This window comes from Nocardia sp. NPDC049707 (assembly GCF_040674855.1).
Lineage (GTDB): Bacteria > Actinomycetota > Actinomycetes > Mycobacteriales > Mycobacteriaceae > Nocardia.
Genome location: NZ_JBFANN010000073.1, coordinates 1 through 20,892 on the forward strand (window position 1 = coordinate 1; position 20,892 = coordinate 20,892).

20 protein-coding genes are annotated in these 20,892 nt (G+C 64.3%); 7 read left to right on the plus strand and 13 right to left on the minus strand.

What is annotated here, in order from left to right; genetic code table 11:
* The 3 genes from AB0J29_RS35205 to AB0J29_RS35215 form a co-directional block, all read left to right on the plus strand.
* Positions 1 to 285, plus strand: a 285-nt coding sequence (locus tag AB0J29_RS35205) for a hypothetical protein (RefSeq protein WP_364795185.1), incomplete at its 5' end; no start/stop codon positions are given.
* 58 nt (positions 286 to 343) lie between these two features.
* Positions 344 to 883, plus strand: a complete 540-nt coding sequence (locus tag AB0J29_RS35210) for a GNAT family N-acetyltransferase (RefSeq protein WP_364795187.1) — start codon at positions 344 to 346, stop codon at positions 881 to 883.
* A gap of 214 nt (positions 884 to 1,097) precedes the next feature.
* Positions 1,098 to 1,235 carry a hypothetical protein gene (locus AB0J29_RS35215; RefSeq protein WP_364795189.1) on the plus strand — a complete coding sequence of 46 codons (138 nt, stop codon included), beginning with the start codon at positions 1,098 to 1,100 and terminating at the stop codon, positions 1,233 to 1,235.
* 71 nt (positions 1,236 to 1,306) lie between these two features.
* Here the strand turns inward: AB0J29_RS35215 and AB0J29_RS35220 are convergent, their stop codons facing one another.
* On the minus strand, positions 1,307 to 2,218 hold the full coding sequence (locus AB0J29_RS35220; RefSeq protein WP_364795190.1) for a recombinase family protein: 912 nt from the start codon (positions 2,216 to 2,218) through the stop codon (positions 1,307 to 1,309).
* Between the two features lie 358 nt (positions 2,219 to 2,576).
* Here AB0J29_RS35220 and AB0J29_RS35225 point away from each other — a divergent pair, with 358 nt between their 5' ends.
* Positions 2,577 to 3,221 carry a class I SAM-dependent methyltransferase gene (locus AB0J29_RS35225; RefSeq protein WP_364795192.1) on the plus strand — a complete coding sequence of 215 codons (645 nt, stop codon included), beginning with the start codon at positions 2,577 to 2,579 and terminating at the stop codon, positions 3,219 to 3,221.
* Positions 3,222 to 3,367: 146 nt separating this feature from the next.
* Here AB0J29_RS35225 and AB0J29_RS35230 read toward each other — a convergent pair whose 3' ends face one another.
* From AB0J29_RS35230 to AB0J29_RS35265, 8 genes are all read right to left on the minus strand, one after another.
* Entirely contained in the window at positions 3,368 to 6,385 is a 3,018-nt protein-coding gene (locus AB0J29_RS35230; protein WP_364795193.1) for a Tn3 family transposase, read from the minus strand.
* Between the two features lie 135 nt (positions 6,386 to 6,520).
* A complete protein-coding gene (locus AB0J29_RS35235) occupies positions 6,521 to 6,970 on the minus strand; it encodes a nuclease-related domain-containing protein (RefSeq protein ID WP_364795194.1) in 450 nt (149 codons plus the stop codon).
* 1,377 nt (positions 6,971 to 8,347) lie between these two features.
* Entirely contained in the window at positions 8,348 to 8,782 is a 435-nt protein-coding gene (locus tag AB0J29_RS35240) for a hypothetical protein (protein WP_364795195.1), read from the minus strand.
* Positions 8,779 to 9,054, minus strand: coding sequence for a hypothetical protein (locus tag AB0J29_RS35245; RefSeq protein WP_364795197.1), 276 nt, complete (start codon positions 9,052 to 9,054; stop codon positions 8,779 to 8,781). Before AB0J29_RS35245 ends, AB0J29_RS35240 begins: the two co-directional genes overlap by 4 nt.
* 3 nt (positions 9,055 to 9,057) lie before the next feature.
* Positions 9,058 to 10,479, minus strand: a complete 1,422-nt coding sequence (locus AB0J29_RS35250) for a DUF4157 domain-containing protein (protein ID WP_364795198.1) — start codon at positions 10,477 to 10,479, stop codon at positions 9,058 to 9,060.
* Positions 10,467 to 10,763, minus strand: coding sequence for a WXG100 family type VII secretion target (locus AB0J29_RS35255; protein ID WP_364795199.1), 297 nt, complete (start codon positions 10,761 to 10,763; stop codon positions 10,467 to 10,469). Before AB0J29_RS35255 ends, AB0J29_RS35250 begins: the two co-directional genes overlap by 13 nt.
* Positions 10,760 to 11,080, minus strand: coding sequence for a WXG100 family type VII secretion target (locus AB0J29_RS35260; protein WP_364795201.1), 321 nt, complete (start codon positions 11,078 to 11,080; stop codon positions 10,760 to 10,762). Before AB0J29_RS35260 ends, AB0J29_RS35255 begins: the two co-directional genes overlap by 4 nt.
* Positions 11,081 to 12,803: 1,723 nt before the next feature.
* On the minus strand, positions 12,804 to 13,199 hold the full coding sequence (locus tag AB0J29_RS35265; RefSeq protein WP_364795202.1) for a hypothetical protein: 396 nt from the start codon (positions 13,197 to 13,199) through the stop codon (positions 12,804 to 12,806).
* A gap of 41 nt (positions 13,200 to 13,240) precedes the next feature.
* On the opposite strand from AB0J29_RS35265, the gene AB0J29_RS35270 reads away from it, so the two are divergent.
* The 3 genes from AB0J29_RS35270 to AB0J29_RS35280 all read left to right on the plus strand — a co-directional run bounded on the left by AB0J29_RS35270 (position 13,241) and on the right by AB0J29_RS35280 (position 17,628).
* The gene (locus AB0J29_RS35270) at positions 13,241 to 13,393 is read left to right on the plus strand and encodes an ATP-binding protein (protein ID WP_364795203.1); all 153 of its coding nucleotides are present in this window, start codon (positions 13,241 to 13,243) and stop codon (positions 13,391 to 13,393) included.
* 330 nt (positions 13,394 to 13,723) lie between these two features.
* Positions 13,724 to 14,203 (plus strand): hypothetical protein, encoded by a 480-nt coding sequence (locus tag AB0J29_RS35275; protein ID WP_364795204.1) that lies wholly within the window; start codon positions 13,724 to 13,726, stop codon positions 14,201 to 14,203.
* 254 nt (positions 14,204 to 14,457) lie between these two features.
* Positions 14,458 to 17,628: an NB-ARC domain-containing protein gene (locus AB0J29_RS35280; RefSeq protein ID WP_364795211.1), complete on the plus strand. Its 3,171-nt coding sequence runs from the start codon at positions 14,458 to 14,460 to the stop codon at positions 17,626 to 17,628.
* Between the two features lie 117 nt (positions 17,629 to 17,745).
* On the opposite strand, the gene cas6e is transcribed toward AB0J29_RS35280, so the two are convergent.
* The 4 genes from cas6e to casB all read right to left on the minus strand — a co-directional run.
* Positions 17,746 to 18,486: a type I-E CRISPR-associated protein Cas6/Cse3/CasE gene (cas6e, locus tag AB0J29_RS35285; protein ID WP_364795205.1), complete on the minus strand. Its 741-nt coding sequence runs from the start codon at positions 18,484 to 18,486 to the stop codon at positions 17,746 to 17,748.
* A complete protein-coding gene (cas5e, locus tag AB0J29_RS35290) occupies positions 18,483 to 19,340 on the minus strand; it encodes a type I-E CRISPR-associated protein Cas5/CasD (RefSeq protein WP_364795206.1) in 858 nt (285 codons plus the stop codon). Before cas5e ends, cas6e begins: the two co-directional genes overlap by 4 nt.
* An 8-nt stretch (positions 19,341 to 19,348) precedes the next feature.
* Entirely contained in the window at positions 19,349 to 20,653 is a 1,305-nt protein-coding gene (gene cas7e / locus AB0J29_RS35295) for a type I-E CRISPR-associated protein Cas7/Cse4/CasC (RefSeq protein WP_364795207.1), read from the minus strand.
* Positions 20,654 to 20,655: 2 nt separating this feature from the next.
* On the minus strand, positions 20,656 to 20,892 hold a 237-nt coding region (casB, locus tag AB0J29_RS35300; RefSeq protein ID WP_364795209.1), incomplete at its 5' end, for a type I-E CRISPR-associated protein Cse2/CasB.

Below are 20,892 nucleotides of genomic sequence, written 5' to 3' on the forward strand. Positions count from 1 at the left end.
CCCCGACACCGCCTGGATCAACCAGCCCGCCCAGGAGACCGATACGACAGCCGCATAACACACCCACCGGTCTCATTCAGCTTGAAAAATTCCGCCCATCCGGTCACCGCTGACACCAACCCCACCGCGATCACCGCGTTCGTGTGTGCCCTGTCGGGCTACTGGGCCCGCAACAGTCGACTACCCGCACCGCCGCGGTCACCGAACCTCCGCGTCCACCAAGCCGAACAGGCCCGCATCGCCCAAGGATGGCTGACCAAGCGAATCACGCCACCGGGGCGGTAGGCGCGGAACCGCGAAAATCCGTCGACGACAAACACATCGGTGATTATGGTTCGGGCTCATGGCGCCTGTTTCGCGAACACCGGTCTCCTGGGGGGCGGTTCGGCTGCGTCCATTGCGGATATCGGACGAGCAGGTCGTCCGCGCGGCGCATCAGGCGATGTCCGACGACGGCTTTTCGTTCGCCTTGGGACTGACCCAGGGCGTGGCATGGTCGCAGTATGTGTCCAGGCTCGAGGACCAGCGGCAGGGGCTTAATCTGCCCAACGGTATCGTCGCCGCCACGTATCTGTTGGCCACGGCACGCGACCAGGTAGTAGGTCGCACGTCGATCCGGCACACCCTTAACGACTCGTTACGCCGCCGGGGAGGTCACATCGGCTATGGCGTTCTGGCGCAGTATCGGCGTTGCGGCTACGGCACGGCAATCCTGCGTCACAGTCTCACGATCGCCCGCGCATTGGGCATCGAGCGCGCGCTCATCACGTGCGACGACGACAACCTCGGTTCACGACGAATCATCGAATCCTGCGGCGGCGTACTGGAATCGGTCGAATCAAACACCGACGGCGCCATCATCCGCCGCTACTGGATCGACTGAATTCCACCTCGCATCAGCCGCTGTCGCGCAGCATGCGATAGTCAGTTGACCACCGAAGCAGGCAGTACACCAGAGCGGTGGCTCGTCTTGCCTCCTCTACGGCAGCGTAAATCATCCCGTCCCACTCGAGCTGACGCAGCACGGAGTCGATACCGATCCAGCAACACACGCTGGCCGAGGTCGACTGCAGTCACTGCCCTCGGCGTCGGTTGGAATGGAAGTGGTGGTCGCGTTCAACCAGGCCGACGATATCGGCGCAGGCGTCCTGATCCAACGGCGTCATACGACCGTCACCGAGGATGGGGTTCCGGTAGTAACCGCCGAAAAACCAACGGATATGGGGTCGCCGTAGTATCGGCCGAATTTCGGGCGGATATGGCGTAACCCGCTGGTAGAGGGCGGGTTACGCGCGCTGGGTGCCGGTCAGGCCGGGGGTTGTTGGGTGAGGCGGTCGCGGTAGATCCGGTATGCCTTGCGGTCGGCGGCCGCGGTGCTGTGTGCGAGGGGTTCGGCGGCGGCCAGCAGTGCCTGGTGGATGTGTGGTGGGGCGGTGACGTGCAGGCTGTAGCCCTGGCCTCGCCGTATCTGCCGGCCGTCGCGTAGGGCGTGGCGTTCGGTTTCGCCGAGGTCGGCGGTGTGGGCGGTGAGGTGGTGGGCGAGCTTGCCCGGCATCTCGATTCGGATCGGGTGGGGTTCGTCGATATCGGTGGGGGCGGGTTGTTCGGGCCGGTCGGGCAGCAGGTCGGCGAGTGCGGTGCGGATCGCGACGCGGCTGACTCGGTGTTGTCGGGCGAGGGCGGCGATGCTGGCGCCTTCTCGATATTGGCGGCGGACTTGTTCGAGGTCCCCGTTCGTGGCGACCTGGGGGCGGCGCCCTGATATCGCGCCGTTGGCGCGGGCGGCTGCCAGGCCCTCGCGGGTGAGTTCGTTTTGCAGGTCACGCTGGAACTGGCCGACCGAGATGAGCACGTTGACCAGCATGGTGGTGGTCGCGTCGGCGGCGGCCAGGTCGGTGATGCCCGACAGCGCGCCGGAGAGCACCCGCAGTTTCACCTGGTGCCGCTGGCACCAGTCGCGCACGGCGAGGATGTCGGCGAGGTCGCGGCACAACCGATAGAGCTCGGACACGGTGAGCCGGTCGCCGGGGCGCGCGTATCGGGCGAGCTCGCGGAAGCCGTCGCGGTGCAGCGCGGGGATCTTGGATGAGGTGGCCGGATCGGCGAACAGTCGCACACCGTGCGCGCCGTCGACGAGACCGGCCTCGGCGAGCAGGTGGGTCTGGCGCACGGTGCTCTGCTCGTCGGTGGAGACTCGCATGTAGACGAGTTCGGCCATGACCGCGGCGCCCCTTCTTTCGATCCGGTTGCTCTCCGTTCACCGTTCTATCTGTCGTCAAACCCTGTCGTCAATATGGAACGGACGGCAATGGATCGGGAGTGCTGTTTCCGCACGATCCACGCGGCCCGGGAGCCGCCCCCGATGGGTGTCGTCAAAGGACCATTTGACGACATTATCGCAGCACGGATGCCGACTTGTTACGGCGGCGCTGTTCGGTGGTCAGCGCCATGGTGTGCTCTCCTGCATTGCGGTCCGCGGAAACGCGGCGGAGTTCAGGGCCAGTCGGCGGGCCGATGATCGGTTCTCTCTGCGTCGGCCGTCCACGAGGTCGTGATCATGGAATATCGTGCCGGTCATGACCACGAATGACTGGTTGGCCGACACCCGAACCTCTTATGACACGGTCGCGGTCAGCTATGCCGACCAAGTGCGCGGCGCCCTCGCCGGACACCAGTACCTTCGCGCGGCTCTGGCGTTGTTCGCCGACAGCGTGCGGGTCGCCGGCGGCGGGCCGGTCGCGGACGTCGGCTGCGGCCCCGGTGAAGTCACCGCCCACCTGTGTGAGCTCGGTGTCGACGCCTTCGGTGTCGACCTCTCCCCGGCGATGATCGAGGTGGCCCGGCGCGACCACCCCGGCCTGCGGTTCGAGGTGGGCTCGATGACGGACCTGGACCTCCCCGACGCTTCGGTGGCAGGCCTGCTCGCCTGGCAGTCGTTGATCCACATCCCTGACGACGAGGTGCCGACCGTGTTCGGGCACTTCCGCCGAGCATTGCGTCCCGGCGGACCGCTGCAGCTGCTGTTTCACGTCGGCGACGAGTCGTTGTTGAAGACGGACGGCTATGGCGGTCACCCGATGAATGTTCATGTCCACCGCCGTCAGCCTGACCAGGTGGCATCCTGGCTGCGCGATGCCGGATTCGTGGTCGAGGCTCAGATGCTGCTCGACCCGGACGCGAAAGCTCAGCAAGCGATTCTTTTCGCACGCAGTAAGTCCTGACTTCTGCATATGTCGGGCTCGCCAGTCGGATCCGGGACCGATGCCCGAGATGGACGCCGACACTGCGCTATGCCCTCGGCGCGACCGTCGTGACCACGGACGCGCTCTACACCTGCAAGCCCTATGGATCCCGCCCGAGGCAGCGATCAGAACAGGGTGTCGCGGACCCGCAACGGCCGATATCCGGTTGGGCCGAGTGCGGCGAGTTCGGCGTCGATGTCGACCTCGATCGCGCCGAAGAAATTGATGTTGGCGCTGTGCGCCGGGGAGATGTGGGCGAGCACATCGTCATCTATTCGGCGGCCGGACCGTCGCATCTGCTCCACGGCGAGACCGTAATACTCTGTGGTCCAGGCGATCACGGCGTTCGTGGCCAGGGTGAGGCACCAGGCTTGTTCGGTCTGGCCGTCGAGGTGCCGCGCCCGGATCATGCCCTCATGGGCGTAGAGCAGGTCGCGGCGCAGCGCGTGCAGGGATTCGCCCTTGTTGAGCTGGCGGGCGATCTTGCGCCGGTAGTCCGGATCGGAGAGGTATTTCGCGGCGTAGATGGTGCGCCGCAACGCCCCGTACTCCTTCAACGCTGCGGCCAAGGTGTTCTGGCGCCCCGACGCCGAGAGCTTGCCGACCAGCAGGGAGGCGGTGGCGTGCCCGAACTTCAACGATCCGGCCAGCCGCAGCAGGTCGTCCCAGTGCTCGGCGATCAGGCCGAGGTTGGCCTTGCGGGTCATCAGCGGGCCCGCGTGCGGGAACCGGGTCTCGGCGTCGGCGCGCGGGCCCGGCCGGTACAGGGTGATACGACCGAGGTCCCGAATCCGTGGGGACAGCTGCATGCCGAGCAGGTCGAACAGCCCGAAGTTGACCAGGGTGACCCCGTGGGTGTCGGTGGCGTGTTCGGTGATCGGCAGATCGGTGGCATTGCCCAGGATTTCGTCGAGCACGTAGTGGGCTTCGCGTTTGGTCGCCACGATCACCTTGGTGCCGTAGGTGGCGTGCTGGTCGGTGACGTGGGTGTAGGTCGACAGGCCCTCGTTGGCGAAGTAGCGGCTCATCGGCCGCGCGGTCGTCGACTTCCCCCGCGTCGGGAACCGCTGCCCATCGCTGGACGACAGCGTCCCGGCACCGAACACCGGGGTCAGCGGCAGCTTCTGGTGGTAGTCGATGAGCACCAGATTCGCCGCGCGCAGGGTCTCCTCGCGCACGTACCATTCGTCGGTCCAGGACAAGATGTCGTAGGAGATGCCGCATGCCTCGGCCATCCGGGTCAACCCGAGGTTGGTCGAGTGCGCGAGCAGCACCGCGATCAGGTTGCGTTTCAGCTCCGGGGTGCGGGTGGCCTGGCCGCCGGCGTGGGTGAAGCAGTCCAGGTAGCCGGTGCGTTTGTCCAGCTCGATCAACAGCGACACGATCGGCGCGAATGGCAGCATCTCGGTCAGCTCGGCCTTGAGCGCGATCGCTTCGGCCGGAACGTCTTCGGCGGTCAGCGGGGAGATGATCAGGTCTCCGGACTCGCCGTCCAGGCGCACCGGGCCCTCGCCCTCGGCGAGCACCGCCTCCAGCTCGTCGACCGCGACGTGCAGTTCTTCGACCACGGAGGCCAGGGCGACGCCGGGATCGGCTGAGCGCCCAACCAAACGGCAGAACTCCTCGTGTTGTGGTTCCCACTGCTGCCCGGTGAGCAGGTAGGCGGCCGGGTCGGCATAGCGGCGCGAGCCCGGCACGTACACATCGCCGCTGCGCAGCCCGTCGCGTAGCCCGAGCAGCACGCACAGCTCCCAGTAGTGCCGATACGCGGTGGCGCTACCGGACTTTCGCGCCTGATCGAGGTAGCCGCGCCACTTCGTGGGCACGAACCCGGTCGGTGCCTCGTCGAAGACCTTGCGCCGGCCGGTGGCGTTGAGCTCGCGCAGCATCGCGACCGCGATCAGCAGCTCACTGGCCGCGGTCCCACCCGCGAAACCCACCGTCGCCAGCACCGCGGGGGTGAACTGGCGCAGGTAGTTGTAGGAGGAATCCAGCGCCGCGAGATGCCCGTGATCGCGGGGCAGCCGGGGTTTGGCCTGCGCGAGCGCCGCCCGCAGGCGTTCCCAGCCGATCTTCTCGCCGCGGATCAGCGCGCCGATCTCCTCATCGGCGACCGCCGGATCGGTCACGATCGCCAGCAGGTCGTCGAGCAGGGCCTGGCGGTCCTCCCCGGACTTGCCGCGTTCGGCGAGCTCGGCTTGCATCCGGCGTTCGGCGGCACCGAATTTCGCCGAGATCGCCTGGTCGAACAACGCCACGACCTCGTCGAGGACGTCGGTGCCGGACTGGGCCAACACGGTGAGCAGGATCGGATACCGGCGCTGCGGGTCGCGGCGTTCCAAGGCTTGCGGGGTGAGTCGGCGGCCCATCGTGGCCAGGAACCGGCGCCGCTCGGCGGGCAGCACCGACATGTCGAGGCGATCGGCGCCCAGTCCGCGCAGGAACGCCAGCTTGTCGGCCTCGGCGCGCACCGCGGCCGCAGACGCCTCCACCGGACCGGTCGACAGCCACCGCAACCGCGACACCCCCAGCGAGGCGTCGACGGTCAGCAGCGCGTCCAGCTCGGCGCACCGGGCCGGGGTGAACTCATGGGCCAGGCGGTCGTAGGTTTCGCGTTGGGCATGCTCGCGGGCGTGGGCGATGCGTTCGACCATGCTCACCGGGCCCGGGCGGATCACCCGCGCCGAGATCAGGTACTCGCACCCGAGCCGGAACAGCAGGGTCGGGGAATCGTGTTCCATTGCCCGCGCGAGCAGGAACTCGTCGAGTTCCTTGAGTTCGAGCGCACCGGCAGCGCGCCAGCCCAGATACTGGGCGACCAGGCGCAGGTGATCGGTGCGGGTCTGCGCACGGCGGCCGTAGGAACGAATCTCGGTGCCGTCGACGCGCAGCTGCTCGGCCAGCCGGGCTACCGCGACCGGCGGCGCGGTCACCACCCGATCGGGCACGAACCCCAACCACGGCAACGTGCACAACGCGATCGCGATACCGAGCCGATCCGCCGGACCACGCCCGCGCCCCGGATCGACGAACGCCAGATCCGCCGGCGAGAGCGTGAAGAACCGGAACAACTCCTCACGCCCGATCTCGGGGAACTCCCGCAGACGCGCCAACTCCTCATCCGCGAACACCCGCGTCGCCACGAACCGACCTCCCACACCAACCAATAGCGTTGGGAGCCAAGCCAACCAGTAGTCCGCCTACATCGCAGGCCGAATCAGGGACTCACCGGCGGCCAGCCGCGGCGATACCCATATCCGTTGGTTTTTCGGCGGTTACTACCGGAACCCCAGGATGGTGTTCATAAGCTGCCAGGGGTCGGACCCGACGAAATCCACAGCGGGGTCGATACATTCGACGAGCTGAGCGTGCTCATGCATGAGTATCACCGCGGTCCGCACCGGGATGTGATGGCCTTGCCGTTGCAACCACTTGGCCAGATCCTGGGCAACGTCGCCGACCTGGCGGGGCCAGCTCCGGCCACCTCCATCGACCGCCCATTCAGACTCATACACGGTCCCCTGGACGCTGAGCCTTTGAAACCACCAATCCTCACCGACGGCGTGGAGCAAAACCCTGCGGCGCTTGACCTCGACAGCCCATGCCCCCGCCGGGCCGACGAGGACGTGATCGGTCTCCCCGCGTCGGTTGCGATAGCCGCGCAGCATCACCCATTCGTCCGTTAGGAGGCCGGAAAGACTCCGGGTGAGTAATTCCTCGCCGTACACCCCGGCGCCTCGCTGTTGGACCCGGTTGTATGCCTGCTGCGCCCCATGCGCCGCCCATTCCACGTGCTGCGACGCGTCATCGACCCGTGCCTGGGCGCCTGTTCAGCGGAGGTGGGCACCGACAGCATCCGCTTCCACAACGGCTTCCCGCAGCGAGCAGCCTTCAACTCGCCGCACGACTGAACGTAGAAGTCTTGCCACGCAGCCTGATTCGCCGAGGCAGCATTCAGCTGCTGTTCGGACAGCTGAAGCTGTTCGCCTCCGTGATCGGAAAGAACCTTGACCCGCATCCCACCGCGCCTCCCACTCTCAGCATGCATGAACGATCGACGGAGCTGACACCAAATCAGCCCGACAGCGGACAAAGTCACCTAATCCCCCTGGGATTAACCGATATCTAGCAATGGGGCACCGACTTCGATGAAGTCGACGCCAGCGTGACGACGACCCGGGTGATCTCGAGAGCGCGGTCGAGCGAATGGACATCGAGGGCGGCTTGCAGAGACCGGTGGCCACGCCGCCGCCCGTAGTGTTCGCGGATTATGGTTCCGCCCGAGCTCTGTCAGATCACGGCCGCATTCGGTTGTCGATGACGACATCCATAACGAAGTGCGCTGTCTCGCGCAGACAGCCGTCGATAACCTCCGATCGACGGCTATCCCAATCCGGCGACCTTCGCTGTATATCGCGCCCCCCATGTGGGTTTCACGGGCACCGGAAGTATCCCACCTGAGCGGCCGTACTCGTCGATCACACTGCCAGGGTGCGCGACGGTTGGATGATGCGGCGACCACGATGGCACGCAAAGAGTTTGCGCGCACTGGCTACGTCGCGGTGTCACGGATAATGCCTGCTCACCTGCGGTCGGCGGTCACCTCAGAAGCTCTCCGGTTGGTAGAGCACATGGGTGTCCGGCATGCAGTGTCGTATGACGTCGCCGCCCAGGCCGCGCGATCACGATCACACACGCCCCGCCCTCGTCCATGTCCAGCCAGCGGAGTTTGCGTGACTTGTCAGTACCCGCTGGCACCATTCAAAGAAACTCCTGGGGCGAATGCCCTGGCCTACCGATGTCATTCATGGAGAACGCTATGCAACGTAACCAATACCCGGGATTCTGCTCCGAATGCCAAGGCGGCGTAGCGCGCGACGGCGGCGCCCTCTACGGTGCCGGTGCGAGCAACACGATCGTCTGCGACTCCTGCCTGTTTGACTACTACGGCGAGAGTAAGGGGTACCTGGCCCCGCTGGCGGGGCAGCGGAGCAGATTCGCAGACCTCGCAGCTCGGGCTGAGCAGGGTCGGCGCGGCTCTGACCCAGACCAACCTCAGTAGCGATCGCACCGAGGTTTCGATTGCGTAGTTGCTGCTGAGTAGGTTAGGTCCGCCAGCCTTGTTGGTTCATGCGTTCGAAGTAGGCGTCGTCGGCGGCTTGTATCTCGGCTTCTGATCTCGGCCCACCCTGTTCGTCGGGGGTTTTCTGTTCGCGACTACCCAGATGTTGGAGTTGGTCGCGGATCCGCGGGTCGGCTTTGTTGACCAGATGCTTGACCTTGGCTTTTGCGTCAACTCGTGCCTTGCGGTGGCAGTCTCGCAGCACGGCGGCGAGTTGGCTGCCGGGTGAGCGCATAGCGCCCGGCGCGATCTGCAGATCGGTGATGTCGCCGCCGGCGTCGACTTCGACGAGTACTCCACGTGCTTCGCTGCGGCCGCGCACCACCTCGATCGCTGCGGCGAGTTGCTGGCTGTTGCTGCGGATCTCGGCGAGTTCGCGCTGAAGTTGCCGCTCCCATTCCTGGATGTCTGTCGTCACCGCGGGTCGAGACCATTCTCGGCGGGAACCGAGCAGACCACGTCGCCGGGTTCGATTCGAGACGACACCTCGGCGGAGAACACGAGCGAGAACTTGCCCGGCGCGGGCTGGTGGAAATCGAGCGCCTCCAGAACTCCCCGGTAGGTTCTTCCGTCTTTCTTGTGCAACTCGACCTGTTCGCCCACCACGAAGTCCCCGACCGCTCGACCGACCACGAACGGAGTCGGTCGGAAACTCACCGGGAAGATGTCTTCGACGTAGAACTCACTCATTGCTCATTCCCCTTTCCCTGCGAGATAGCGTTGCCAGAACGCTTCATCGGCGGCGTACGCCTCGTCTTCCAATTCCCTGGTAACCCCTGTTCCCACCCTGCCCTGCGCGTACTGGTCGATGTGGACACGCTCGTGCACCAAGTTCCGCAGCAATGTCTGTTCATCGGCAAAGGCGCTGGGGGCCAACGCGATATGCCCAGGAGCGGTGCTGGCGCTGGCCTCCATATAGTCGAAGTAGCGCACATCATCGGCGGAGCTGGCCACGTCCACGCGGACGCCCGTGAGGTCGACACCGGCTCGCCGGGCGTACTCCTCGATGGTTTCTTGGGTCATCGGCAGATGGTTTCCGCTTTCGAGAACCTCCCGGTTCGTGCGGGGTCCCATCCGGGAGAACAGTTGCCCATCGGTTAGCACGGCGTCGCGTCGCGCGAACGGGGTCATTTTGATTTTTGCGGCGTTGACCCAGTTGCGGACTCGCTCGAACAGCGGCTTGAGTCGTTCGGCAAGTGGTTTCACGACATCGGCGACGAGCTTCGTCAGCTTCGTCGCGAGCTCGCCGACGAACGTCGTGATCCGGCGGACGCGGATCGCGATGCGTCCGGCCAGAGCAGCGTTGCCAACCCATTCGGACAGGGTCGCGGTAAATGGCGCCAGCGCGGCGAAAGCCGCTTCGCCAGCAGCGGTTTCGATGGCGATTCCTCTGAGTTCCTCCAGGATCTTGTGGTGTGCCTCGTCGAGGTGGTGGGCGTACTCGCCGCAGGCATCGCCGAGTGTTTGGCATGCATCGGCCAGCACGGTGAAGTCCGCTTGTCGGGTTTGGCAGGTGCTGGCGGCGATTTCGATCTCGGGTGACTGTTGGTTGTTGAGGAGTTCGACGGCCTGCGGGGCTTGACCGGCGACGGTTCGGTAGTCGGCTGCGGCGGTGTGCCATGCGGTCTTGGCGGCGTTCAATTGGTCCTGGTGGCCGTTCGGCCAGGCGAACCCGACGGCGTCCTTGATGATGGACCATCCGAACGGCTCGGGGATTCCGTCTCCAGCCGCCGAGGGTGTCGTTTCCGGGAGGCAAGGATCGTTCGCCAGCTGGGGTGCGGTGGGCGGTTGTTGATCGGCTAGGTTCGCACCGGTCTCGGCGACCTGGTGATTGAAGGCCCCCGCAACGATCATGTTCCTGGTCTGGGCGCACGCGGTCGCCAGCTTGGACGAGGTCGATATCGCAAGCCCGGCGGCTTCGTCGTAGCCTGCCGCCCATTGACCGCCAACGCTGTCGCTGCCAGCCATCCCCACGTACACGGTCAGCACCGTGACCAACGCGGAGTGGGTGGTTACAGCGTCAGTGGACATCTGGCCGAAGACCTCACCAGCAGAGGTGTACTCCCCGTTCCGGTGAACAATGAGCGGCACAGTTGGTGTCGTCACTGCGGCCACATCCCCACATTCGTTTGAACCGCAGTCGCGTAACTTGCGTGCGCTCGACGGGCCACCTCACGCAACTCGTCGAGGTTTTCCCGCATCTCTGCGGCACCCGCCATCCAACTATCGTGCGCGGCACGCTGAGCCTGGGCTGCCTTGCTCGACCACGTCTGATGCAGGTCAGCGATATGCCGGTCGACTTCACCCAACCAGCCCTCAACGGTACGCCCGAACTTGTCCATCGTATCGATCGCGGCATCGAGCTGCTCTAGATCGACGCGGTAATCATCACCGGTCACGGCAGATCCAACCCCTGTAGTCCGGTGATCGCATCCTGGTTGGCCGCGTCACGCGCCTCGTACTGGTTCGCGGCTTCAGCGAGGTTTGCGGAGGACTCCTCCAGTGCCGCGATGACCGTCTCGGCACCGTGCTTCCATTCGAGCCAGGACTCGTCGTAGGCGCTGGCGGCTTTCCCTTGCCATCCATCGGCGAGAAGTTCCTTACCGATCGTGTCGTCGAGCTTCTTCAGCTCGTCTCGGATCGCCTGGGCCTTACCCGAGGTAAATCGTGCCGCCTCACGCAGCCGGTCCACCTCGACCTGGAGCTCCCCGGACACCCCGGCCTCCCTCCCTCGTGCAGCTCGCCCTTGAACTATATGACGCAGAGCGCACCCGCCCGGTTCCACACCATGGCTTGCCTGGACAGCTGGGCCGCGATCGAGTCTGCGATCGCGAGGACAGGCAGCGGACCTCCCGATGTCGCCTGGGACCAGGCGTGACGCGATGTTGTCGAGCTGGCTATGGACGATGAGGAGCGCGCCGCGTTGCGCGACATGGGGTCGAACCAGTTGGTCTGCGCGCACAGCTCGGGCAGGCAGAGGCGCGACTGGTCTTGCGGGAGAACAGTATCCGGCTCGGCGCTGTGCCGCGCATGCTTGGCACCGAGGACGTCAATACTCGACACAACGACGACCGGACACCACTGCATTTCGCGGCATAGGCCGACGCGCCGGAACTAGTGGCACTGCTGCTCGACTCGGGAGCCGACATCGACGCCGTGACTGATAAAGGGATGCCCGGCGATCTACTGGGCGATCATGTCCTCGGGCACGGAGCCGATCGGCACTGTCCACTTACTGCGAGCCCGGGGAGCCGACCCAACCAGGGCGAATATGAAATCGTACTTCGGAAGGGCACTGGAAGTATCTCCACCTGAGCGCGTGCTCGTCGATCACGCTGGCGGGGACCGCGATGATTGGATGATGCGTGGCGCCAGATGCATGGCTACCGAAAGTGTGGAGGGGACTTGTTGGTGGATCAACGACGGGTGTGGTCGGAGGACGAACCGGACGGGTGGGGCGCTCAGGCACTGGCTGATGATACGGGGATCAGGATGGCACGCGAGGAGTTTGAGCGCACCGGCTTCGTCGTGGTGTCACGGTTGATTGCTGCTCAGCTGCGGTCGGCGGTGGCCTCAGAAGCTCTCCGGTTGGTAGAGCACGTGGGGTCCGGCGTGATCTCGTTCTCGCCGCGACCGGATACACGTCGCGGCGGATGCGGAACGTGACTCGGGCCGATATCGCGTGCAATGGTTCGGTGATCGAGGCGATCTACGGTTCCGTGACGACTACACAGCTGTTGTCGGCCGTGACCCGGGAACCGGTATTTCGGTGTCCTTACGAGCCTGAGCAGTTCGTGATCACCCGTCGCGATTCCGGACAACATGAAGCCCATCGTCGACTGCGCGAACGTGACCGAAGCTCGGTTGAACGATTCGTTCCGCGAATACGCCGAATCCCGTGGCTTCGTCGTTGAGCTCGAATTTCTTCGCTGGAGACCAGCTCCGGGATCTCGAAGACTGCTGGAAACGTGCTGCGCGGTGGTGTCGGGAGACTGCGGGCCTGCGGATCCACGGCACCACTCGATTACGCCCCGCCGAGGTGTTCGCCAGTGACGAGTATCCGAAGCTGAACCGTTGTCCGAGGGCGCATTCGACATCCCAACCTGGGTGAATCCGAACGTTGCCCCGGACCGGCACGTTCAGATCGCCAAGGCTCTCTACAGTATTCCCGGTGATCTCGTCGGGCAGCGGTTGACCGCCCACGTCGACACGCAGACGGTGAAACCTTACTTCCGCGGTGAGCTAATCAGAGTCCATGCCCGGGTCGGGGTCGGCCGACCGATCCGGCGGATCTGCCCAGCGAGCTGACCGCCTATGCTATGAGGGATCTGAATACATTGCAGCGCAAGGCAGAAGCCGACGGGCCACATGTCGGCGCCTACGCCGCAGCGGTGCTTGAGCATCCGCTGCCCTGGACGAAGATGCGGCAGGTCTACCGGCTACTCGGGCTGGTGCGCCGCTACGGCACCGACGCGGTCGACGACGCCTGCCGCGGCGGAGGTCATCGACGTCGGTGTCATCGACCGCATGCTCACCAGCGGCACCGGCCAGCAGCTGATGCTGCTGCCTCCGCCCGCACCGTCCCGGTTCGTTCGTTCCACCACCGAGTTCGCGGTCAGGAGGCCGTCATGAGCACCACCCGCCGACCCGCCGCGTCTCCGGCGGTCAAACCGATCGAAGTCACGCCGGAGCTGAAATCGCTGACGCGCCTCAAGCTCGGGCAGTTGCTCGACACCCCGCCCGAGCGGCTTGCCCTCGCCAGATCGAACCGGTTGCCGCACCACGACTTCCTGGAGATGTTGTTCGCCGACGATGTCACCCGCCGCGACCGGCAATCCGAGCACCGCCGCGCCAAGCCGCGCACCTGGATCCGCAGATGCAGCTGCCGGCCTGGGACAACACCACCGCGGTCACCTTCGACTCCGAACTCTGGGCAGAGCTGACCTCGCTGCGGTTCCTGGCTGACGCCTACAACGTCCTGATTATGGGACCGGTCGGCGTTGGAAAGACGTTCCTGGCCAACGCATGATCCGGCAACGTGTTGCGCCCTGCTGGGGCGCCGCACGTGCTCCACGCACACGCGGGGATGGTTCGATGTAGCGAACGCCACTGACGATTGACGATCGAGGCCGAGCACTTCCCGGACACGAGAGAAGGGCTTGGCACGCCAGGGGAGCCAGAGGAAATGTCGCGCTACCCAGGCACGCAACGGTCCGAGCACACGGGTGCAGCGAGCCAACAGTTGATCTACATTTGAAAGTTGCTATACCGCAGAGCGATTCGTTCTCGCTAAGTTCACCACAGTAGTACAGTCGGGGCTCGGTCAGTGATTTCGCCTGCCAGCGCGGAAGCAGAGGGGATGTCGATGTTGGAGACGGTGCCGGAGGTCGTAGCCGAAGCGCTAGCGATTGGGGCGGTTGCCGGTCTGCGGGATACGGCCAAAGCAGCGGTCGCTGAGGCATATCAGCGGCTGAAGGGTTTGGTTACGGGCCGCTATGGACAGGTCGACGTGGAGACGTTAGAACAGCGACCGGACTCGCGGCACCGGCGTGACGAATTCGCCGAGGATCTGGCGGCCGCGGGTGCTGGTGGTGATGTGGACTTGCTGGCTGCCGCTCAAGCGCTTCTCTCGGCGGTCCGCGCCCACGAAGCTGCGGCGGGTGCGGCGGTAGGGGTTGATCTGGAACGGGTGGAGGCCGCGGCGCTGCGGATCCGCGAGGTGGACTCTGCTGGCACCGGGGTGCGGGTGGTCGACGGCAGTTTCGACGGTGACATTGAGATTGGGGCAGTGCGCGCGGGAAGCCGAGACCAACAGGACCCTTCGTCGGCGCGCCGGTAGTCCCTGTCCCGGCCGCCTCACCCAGCTGGGGACCTGCGGCAGCGATCAACACTTTCGCGGGGGTGAACGCGGAGAACATAACCATTGTCCACGCCCCGACAGCCCCGTTACCGGCCCAGCACCCTGTTACCCCGCAGTTCCCACGGGTGTCAGGTACCGCGTTCATCGGTTTCGTCCCCGACGTCCCGTCGCGGTATGTCGAGCGGACCGGGATCGTCGAGGTGGCGCGAGGTGACGTATTCGGGCATGCCACGGTGGCTTTGTTCGGTATGAGCGGTGCTGGGAAGACGACTCTCGCGACTGCGATTACACGGCACCCGGATATGCAGGAGGCCTTCTCCGAAGGCATTGTCTGGGTCGACGCGAAGCGCGACGTGGCGCCGACGCTACTACAGGAACGCCTTGTCGGGCAGCTAACCGGCGAGGTGGTGTCGTTCTCGACCGTGGAGGCGGGGCGGCACCGTCTCGCTGAGTTGCTTGCTGGCAGAGCAGTTCTACTAGTCGTCGACGATGTCTGGGACATCGATATCCTGCGGGCCCTCAACGTGGTTGGCGCACGGGGCGCGCTGTTGTTCACTACGCGCGACCGCGGGATCGCCCGTGCCGACGGCGCCACCATGCACGAGGTGGACCAGTTGACGCTTGAGCAAGCCCTGATGCTGCTGGGCCGCTGGACTGATACTGCTTTCGATCGACTCCCGCCCGTGGCGGATGCGCTGTGCCTACGGGTGGGCAATCTGGCGCTGGGCGTGGCGCTGCTCGGCGGGATGATCAAGGCCCGGGGTGGCCGTCCGCAGGTCTGGCAGGACGTATCGGACCTGCTCGAAGGGGCCGACATTCAGGCGATCGCGGACGCGTACGGGCCTGACGGTTATCAGCATGCCAGTGTCCTGGCTTCGATCACCCTCAGCGTGGACGATCTGTCCCCGGCTGACCAGGATCGTTATAGGGAGCTCGCCGTGTTTGCCGGCCGTGGCAGCGTCCCGCTCAACGCGGTGAGCGCCCTGTGGGCACCAGCAGGCGATGCTGTCGAGGATGCGGAACGGCGGCTGGCCCGGCTCGTCGACCGATGTCTGGTGCAGCGCGACACCCGAGAGTGGTACACCCTGCACGATCTGGAATTCGACGTTGCTGCTCATCAGCTCTCCGCCAGTCCTGGTGGCGTCATGGACACTCACGGCCGCTTCATCGACAGCTATCGCTCACAGATACTGCAGGTGACTGACCCCGGTGGCGGCAAGCGCGACCCGGTTCCGTGGGCGAGTGCCCCGGACGACGGCTACCTGTTCCAGAATCTCGCCTCCCACCTTGCGCATGCGGGACGCCATGAGCAGCTCGACGAACTGCTCATGAGTTTCGCGTGGATGGAACGCAAGCTCTCGGTGGCTGGCATCAGTGATCTGCTCGCCGACTACTCCTATCAGGAGCACCGCTCAACTCCAGTCGAAACAGCTCATGGCGCCCTTCAGCTCTCGGCGCACACCTTGGCCCACGAACCGGGGCTGCTCGCCGGCCAGCTCGTTGGCCGCCTGCTCGGGAACCCTGAGCCGAAAATCTGCGCCCTTTTAGATATGGCCTACCCATCTGATGAACATCTCTGGTTGTGCCCCCGAACTCCAGGCAGTCTCACTGAACCCGGCGGACCGCTCGAACGCATCCTGCAAGGCCACGACGAGCGAATCAACGCAGTAGCAGTCTCGGCCGACGGCAAGCACATCGTCTCCGGAAGCCGCGACAAGACCGTGCGAATATGGGATTTGAAGAGCGGGCAACTGAAACGCGTCATCGAAGACCATGAGCAAGAAGTCAAATCGCTGGCGCTCACCGCCGACGGCCAACGCGTCGTGTCCGGTAGCTTCGACGGGGCCGTGCGAGTGTGGAATCTGGCCAGCGGACGTCTGGAACACACTCTGCAAGGCCACTCCGGCTACATCTACGCGGTGGCGGTCACTGCCGACAGCCAACGTATTATCGTCGGCAGTGGCGACCAGAACGTACAAGTATGGAATCTGGCAAGCAAACGCCTGGAATGCACGTTGCAGGGCCACAACAACCATGTCAACGCGGTGGCGGTTTCGGCCGACGGCCGGTATGTGGTCTCCGGCGGCTTCGACCGAACGGTGCGGGTCTGGGATTTGGCCAGCGGAGATCTGAAACATACACTGCCAGGCCATATTAGGGACATCGAAGCCGTGGCGGTTTCGGCTGACGGCCGGTATGTGGTCTCCGGCAGCCGCGATCGCACTGTGCGGGTCTGGGATCTGGACGATGAAGCTTCTGGACGCATCCTGCACGGTCACACTGGCTCTGTCCACGCGGTAGCGGTCACCGCAGAAGGCAAGCAGATCGTCTCCGCTGGCGACGACCAGATCGTGCGAGTGTGGGATCTGGCCAGTGGCCGCCTGGAACGTGAATTGCAAGGCCACGCAAGCCATGTCTACGCGGTGGCGGTTTCGGCCGACGGCCGGCATGTCGTCTCCGGCAGCCACGATAAGACGGTGCGGGTCTGGGATTTGGCCAGTGGGGATTTGCAACGCCCTCTGCGAGGTCAGGTCGGCTCAACTAACGCGGTGGCGATCACCACCGACGGTCAGCGCGTTGTCTTCGCTGGCTACGACCAGCCGGTGGGCATCTGGCATTTGGCCAGCGGGGATTTGCAACGCCCTCTGCGAGGTCAGGTCGGCTCAACTAACGCGGTGGCGATCACCACCGACAGTCGTCGCATCGTGTCCGCTGGCTACGACCAGCCGGTGGGCGTCTGGGACCTGTCCAGCGGAGAACCGCTGTACAGCTTGGAAGGCCATATCGGTTTGGTCTACGCGGTGGCGGTCACCGCCGACAGCAAGCACATCGTTACCGGCAGTAGCGACGGGACTGTGCGGGTATGGGATCTGGACAGTGGACACCTGGAACGCATCCTGAAACATCACGACAGCGAGGTTTACGCGGTGGCGGTGACCGCCGACAGCCGGCGCATCGTCTCGGCTGGCTACGACCGGATTGTGCGCGTGTGGGATTTGAACAGTGGACAACTGGAGTGCGCCCTGCACGGCCACGACAGCAGGATCGATGCGGTGGCGGTTGCCGACGGCAGTCGTTATATCGTGTCCGCCGGTCAGGATCAGACAGTGCGGGTCTGGAACCTGGACAGCAAGCGCCTGGTACATACCCTACGAGGCCACACTGGCTGGGTCCGGACGGTAGCGACCACGGTGAACGGCCGACATGTCATTTCCGGTAGCAGCGACCGGACATTGCGGCTATGGGATCTGGAGAGCGGAGTGGAGCTAGCACGCTGGGTCACGGACACAACGACTGTCACAGCCTGCGTTGGCCACCCGGGCGATCCCACCGCCATCGTGTACGGCGATGACTCCGGACACGTGGTCGTGCTGTCATTGCGTGAGCCCTGCCCGAGCCATTGAAGGGCACCCACGTGATGCAGAGACCATGGGTGACGAAGTCGTTTTCATCGTCCTCTCGAATTTCATTCCGCCCCGGCCGACTTCAAGGGCACTAGGACTGTCGAGATCAGGTCCAGATCAGTCGGCAGCCCTGACAAGCACAGGTTTGATCAGGATCAGCCCGCATCCATATGCTTTGGCGTGCCCGAGCCCACCGATGACGGTGTCGACAAAGACATCTGGGTCGGTAATCGCTAATTCGCCGCGTACTTCTGCCCGGCCGATTCGCATGCCGGGCTTTCCTTGGATATGGCTCAGCTTCGGGAGAATGCGAACAGCGAGCTGGAGAGGGTCCGCATCTGCCCCGATTCGGTGGACACCACGTTGATTGACGGCGCTTTCCCCCAGCGACTGAAGACGCTCGGCAAACCATTGCCGTGCATGCTCAGCTGTTGTGTCGGCCAGCCGTTTTCGTTCGGGTCGGCTTGATTTTCTGGCACTGGGTGAAAGATGGCGATCGCTCATTCGGGCCGGGTTGACCACAGCGCGAAACCGATACCCCTGGCCAGTCTCGATGTACTCGTCGACCTTGATGATCTGGGGTTCGGCCTTGAGCTGGCGTTTATCCAGGTGGGACCAGTCCGGTGGGACCTTGGATTGAACGACAACGGTGAGCAGCTGGTTCTTTAAGTCGACGTTCGAGGTATGCAAGACGCCCATTTGGGAGCGAGCGTCGGGAGCGCCGTCCTCGACCCAGCCAAGGAAACCCTTCATCACCAGACGGTGCATCGCCTGGGCATCGAGCAAAGCGCGTTGGGTCTCAGGGTGTCGCGCATTCAGCTCGAGGATGCTGTGGCAGGCGATCAGCGCGGCTCTCATGGCACCTCCCAGGTGATTATCGGATCTGTGATTGCCATGCGCTGCCGGCGCTCCCATCTCTGTATGTGGACTCGGTGCCGGGAGGAGAACGAGACGGGCTGATCCTGGACGGGTACGGAATCCGGCTCGTTGGGGCCCGTCTCGATCCACGAATATGGTTCGGCTTCACGGGCGTTGGGGAGCAGGGCAGTGCTCAGGAGGACGGTTCGGAGATTTCCCTCGTGGACGCCATGGTTCAGGCGCTCGGCGGGCGGGCAGTTCTTGCGCCCCAGCCATAGCATGCGACGCGGATGATCAAGGCGCTCAGCAAGCCGCCCCAGTAGTTCCGGATCATCGGACTCGACGGCGGCCACAAATGCAGCATCGGACAGATACCAGCGTTCGGTGACGAGCCCGTTGCGCCTTAATGCGGGGTTTGCCTGCAGAACCCCCGACGAATCAGGAGCAATGCCTTTGGGAGCCCCATACCAGCCGGGGGCATCGAACGACCCGAAGGGGGCCGGCTGGCTGGATTCAGGTGGAAGATGCGCTGCCGGAACACGCCGCCCATCGAGGATTAGATCGCGCGGTCGGATCGGGAAGCGCCCGCCACCGACCGTGTGATAGTCGCGCACCAACACGCCGGGGCGGTCGGCTCGGATTCCGAATCGCAGTGCTGCGAGTATTTCCAGTGGTAGCGCATCCGGGTAAGCAGGGTTGGTTCCACTGCGGTCGTGTCCGTCCGCGGCCGCGAGCAGCCCTATAACGCCGCTCTTGGTTGGACGGTCGGGATCGGTGTCGCGGTGCCGGAATTTGGACAGCGTTCCCCACGCCTGCAGGGGACCCGCAAGCCGAATCAGCAGCGTTGACGTCATCGCAGCGTTCAGTGCACCAGATCCGCAGGCGATTCGACTGAGACTACGCTCGTCGAATCCTTGCCGAGAATCTCATCAGCGATGTCGATGTCGTAGGTCAACGCTCTTCCAGCTGATATTCCGGGCAGTTTCGCCGCCGCGAACTCGTGTTGGCGAAGGAGTCGCTTTGCGGCTTGGATGCTGACCGACTGGTCGTTGGCGACGAGAGCCTGCTCGAAAGCGGAGGCATAGTTGACTGGACGCGAACCACTCACTGCGAGAACAAGTTTCGGCAATGTGCCGAGCGCGCCGGTATTGTTCTTCTTCGCATTCGGCACAGAGTGGCAAAAGGACTCTATGTATGCGCGTTCCGCGGCAACAGCGCGTTCTGCGACTTCCTCGGAAGGAATGCCGGCGCGGATGAGATTCCGGCGAAGCTGAGCGCGGTCGAGAACGGCATTCCGGTAGAAGGTACCTGATGTCAGACTTTGATACCCGGTCATAGCCGCACCACTGTCGTCGCCCGCCCAGCCATCGATCGCATCGAATGCAGTTCTGCGGCTTTCCTTCCGGTCATCCACCGCGGTAAAGAAGTCGTCGTCAACTTCTGCAGCGTCCACTGTGAAAGCGTGCATGGACTGGATGGCACCATCCACATCGGTCGCTTCGGCGATCTCGGCGAGCATCCTGCCGAAAAGCGCGATGTCGATAGCGTCGGCCGGAGCCAGAGCCGCCACGAGAGCGTCACGCACCTTCTTCGGGATGGGCGTCACCTCGAGCTGCTCCTCCGTGCTGGCTGGTTCGGAGGTCTTGCCTTTCCGACTCTGCTTGGCAGCTTGAACAGCCGCGCGTCTTTCGGCCTCTTCGCGCAGTCGCTTCGTCTCGGCCTCGAACCAGTCGTCGAGCGTGACGGGAGGAGAGTGCAGGATTGTCGCCATCCTGCTGCCGGCGTCAGCGGGCGCGAAGATGGCAACCTTGGTCTTCATCGGATCCTTGTCGGGATCTCCGAAGTTCAAGTTGCAATGCTCGAGCGCGAGCCGTGCCATGGCGTTGGCCTTCTCTCTCGGCCAGCCGAGTTCTACAAGCGCGTCGGCTGTTTCGATCGCCCACTCCCGAGTTCGAATCCCGAAGGTGTGGCCTGCGAGTGGCCCTTTGCCGTTGTTTGCTTGGTTTCGCATGTACATCCGTTCGGCCCTGCGCCAGCTTTGTGCAGATACACGGGTACGAGTGACTCCGCCATACACGAGCTCCTTGGGCAGGTTGTTCTCGTCACGGTTGAGCAGCACGCCCGAGAATGTCGTGATCGCGTGCAGGGACAGGTACTGATCATCCACGATCAGCGCACCCTTCTTGAGTTGGTATGGGGCAGATAGAAGTCCCGGGCCCAGTGGTGTTGGACCTTGCGATCTGGGTCCGTCCAGCGCAGTAGATCGACAGCGAGCTGGTACCAGTTCGGAGGCGTGCCCGAATCGGCTCGTTGAATCACCCCGGGTTTGGTGCTCACCTTCTTTCTTGAGGAGGATGGGTAGACCATGCCATCGAAGTACGACGAAGTGACCAAGGCCAAGGCTGT